This is a genomic window from Rhodoluna sp. (assembly GCF_049276775.1).
In the GTDB taxonomy this organism is placed as follows: Bacteria; Actinomycetota; Actinomycetes; order Actinomycetales; family Microbacteriaceae; genus Rhodoluna.
The window spans coordinates 1-3,476 of sequence record NZ_JBASXC010000072.1 but is presented as its reverse complement, the minus strand read 5'-3'; the positions used below and the strand labels follow the sequence as shown (position 1 = coordinate 3,476).

Sequence of the window (3,476 nt, the reverse complement as noted above, 5' to 3'; positions counted from 1 at the left end):
ATTGTATACGAGCAATTGGGCAATTACAAAGAGGCGTTAAGGCGGGTTAAAATTGCTAAAAACATAAGAGTCGCATTAAAAAACTGGGCACAAATTGGAGGCTCCAACATCGACATCGCGAATGTTTATGAGAAATTACAACAATTAGATAGCGCTATATTTTACAACAAACAAAGTGTCTTCAATTATAAAAAAATTCAAAACAAAGGCGGTTTATTGGCTGCATATGAAAATTTAGCACGTCTTTATGAAAACCAACATCTTTTTAAAACCGCCCTAAATTATCGAAAAAGAGAAGATTCTTTGCGTGGTATAATAATGAATTCAAAAACATTAAAAAAACAAGCATATTTGCTGGCAGAAATTGAGTACGAAAAAGAAATAAGTGATTTAAATATAGAAAAAATAAATTTGCAACAAACTTCATTTAATAGATTGCTTATTGGTATTTTAATTTTTTTGGTGTTGATGTGGGCTATAGTGACCATGATATTTATTCGTAAAAAGAATATAAAATCCAAAGAAATAAATAAAGTACTTGCTGCAAGTAATCGTGAAAAAGAAATATTGCTTAAAGAGGTGCATCACCGAGTTAAAAACAATCTACAACTAGTATCTAGTTTATTGAGTTTACAGTCAAAAACAATAAACAATAAAAAAATAAAACAAATTTTATTAGAAAGTACAGACAGAATCAAATCCATGTCTTTAGTACACCAGCGACTGTATGAAAGAGAGGCCTTTACAGAAGTTGAATTTCAAACATACAGCTCGCAAATAGCAGAAAACCTGATTGCCTCATACAATAGTAGTGCCAATACCTGTTTCGAAATAAATACAGATGAAAACATAGGTATCGATTTTGCTATTACTTTGGGTTTGATATTAAACGAAATAATTACAAACACATTAAAGCATAACCCTGATCAAAAAAAGTTAAAAATTGAACTATCTTTTGTGAAGAAAAAAAACACGTATGAATTAAAGGTATCAGATAATGGAAAAGGCTTTAATATTGCTACTGTGCAGAAAAAAAACACCTTAGGAATGCGATTAATTTCAATTTTAACCAACCAACTAGAAGGAGAGTTACAAATAACTTCTAAAAAAGACAAGGGAGTTACTTATACTATCACAATTCCAATGAGCTAATACCACATAAAAAATTGTTATTATGAAAAACATATTAATCGTAGAAGATGAATTGCTTATAGCAGAGGACATTAAAACAACCGTAGAAGAACTTGGGCATAATGTAATCGCTATAGCTGTAAGAGCGGATAAGGCTATTGAAATACTCAACTCCCAAAAAGTAGATTTAATTTTGCTCGACATAACTATCAAAGGAGGTCTAAACGGTATTGATTTAGCAGAAATAGTTAACCAACAGTTTAAAACCCCATTTATTTACCTCACTTCACATGCTGATCCTAAAACAGTAACCGAAGCTATAAAGACAGCTCCTCAAGGATATGTGGTAAAGCCCTACAGCAATTCCGACTTATACACTTCAATAGCTTTAGCTTTCGAAAACGAAAAGGAGGAAGCAATTACTTTTTTGGACAATAGAGATATGGATCACATTTTTTTAAAAATTGAAGGAACGTATCAAAAATTCTTTCATAAAGACATTCTGTATTTTAGAGCTGCAGGAAATTATATAGAAGTGCATCAGAAATATAAAAAATATTTGGTGCGTCAAACATTTAAAAAATTAGGTGAGTTAATTCCCGCATCCGTTTTTGTACAAACACATAAGTCTTACATTTTAAACAGAGAAAAAATTAGTTCTTTTAATACCAAATTCGTTTATATTGACCAACAAGAGTTTTTGTTAGGAAGAACTTTTACAAAGTCGTTTATTGATAGTTTTACTCGGGGGTAAAGTGATGTTTGTCACAAAAAAATGTAGTTGGTCACAAATATTTTTCTAGTTCTTATTTCATAGCTAAATTTACTTAATAATTTTTTATAAAAACTGTTTTTTTGTAAATCTAACCTTTAGAACTCATGAAAAAAATTACCAACCTATTCACAATATTATGTTTCACATTTCTTAATCAAACACATGCCCAATTTGCATCGTATTCGTTTGACACCGATGCAAGTGACGCTATCAACGGTTATCATCCGAATTCTTATGGTGATGTTGACTATATTATGGATGGTAATCACTCAGTTATAGAGTTAGAAGGGGATGAGTTTTTGAATTTTCCCTCTGAGATGAGTAATAACATTAATTCAGAAGAGGAATTTATGTACAACATTCGTTTTAAAATTGTGGATAATTATACAACAAACCCCTATAATGGTGAAACCGTAGATGAAGGAAGAAGAGTTTTGGTTACTAATAAATATGATAGTCGACCAGCTTTAGGTTTTGATTTGCATTATGGTTATTGGGGAAGTTACCAATTGATGGCTACTTATGGTGATAATAAAAGTGAAGGCCAACTAGATTGGATAACTCCATTAGAAATAGATGTTTGGTATGATGTGACCGTGAAAATGTTTTTTAACGTAACAAAACCCTATGTACAATATACAATAAACGGTAACGTTAGTATATCCTTTTTTAGTGATGAACATGTTGATCTAGAAACGTTTAAAAGTTCACTTGATAGTCAATCAATATGGGTGGGGACTGATAAATATAATACGATGTCTAAGGGGGAATCAGGTGTGTATGCCAAAGTAAATATTGATAAGCTCTCATTTTATGATGCAGTACCCCCAGGAGACCCTACTATTATTAACACGGTATTGACTTCTTTTACAAACCATATGAATGGTACTACTTTATTAAGTAATACCGAGAAAGAGGTCTTATATAGTGACTTTGTAGACAACTGGGACAAAGGTAGTTACGCGCCAAATAAAGAGATTATTACAAGTTATTTAGCTACTTATAACTCACAGAATGGCGCTATTTTTGATTCTGAATATAAGATTAAGGTAAGTGATATGTTTATAGAACAACGCATACAATATACTCTGCAACAGTGGATCATTGACAATTTATACACCACTTCCAATACCTCAAATATGGTTGGCGTTACTTTTTCAGACCATGTTGTTTTTCCGGGCGCAGTTGATAGTAATGCACCAAGAGTGAACGACGCCAGTTTTAATGTCGATGGCTTTTACAAAACAGATCCTGGTTTTACGCTCAATGATCAAGCTAGTGTGATACGCCCCACAGGATATTACGCAGCACCAGGTGAGTTGGTAACGCTTACTCTTCCGAGTAATACTGTCAATCAAGGAGTAAAGATAAGAGTTGGGGCCCATTTAGGGGATTTAGAAGTGACTTGGTCTGAATTTAGTCGTTTTCCTAGAATCTACACAACTTACGATGTGACTTCTACTTCTTTAGTAGTTGCCAATCCTTTTGGTGGAGCCATTTATATCATATTGCCTGATGGTTCTGACTTCGGTAAGATGACTTGTCAAGTTAGTGGCGCGGTAAAATCACC

General features: G+C 32.7%; 3 protein-coding genes. All 3 read left to right on the top strand.

The window, feature by feature from the left end:
- Positions 1 to 1,152, top strand: a 1,152-nt coding sequence (locus tag WAO31_RS04685) for a histidine kinase dimerization/phosphoacceptor domain -containing protein (RefSeq protein ID WP_509590848.1), incomplete at its 5' end; no start/stop codon positions are given.
- Between the two features lie 22 nt (positions 1,153 to 1,174).
- Positions 1,175 to 1,885: a LytR/AlgR family response regulator transcription factor gene (locus tag WAO31_RS04680; RefSeq protein WP_509590846.1), complete on the top strand. Its 711-nt coding sequence runs from the start codon at positions 1,175 to 1,177 to the stop codon at positions 1,883 to 1,885.
- 125 nt (positions 1,886 to 2,010) lie between these two features.
- Positions 2,011 to 3,476: M60 family peptidase N-terminal accessory domain-containing protein (locus WAO31_RS04675; RefSeq protein ID WP_509590843.1), on the top strand; the 1,466-nt coding region annotated here is incomplete at its 3' end.

Coding starts and splice junctions, on each gene's coding strand:
- WAO31_RS04680 (WP_509590846.1), top strand. CDS start 1,175: ATGAAAAACATATTAATCGTAGAAGATGAATTGCTTATAGCAGAGGAC.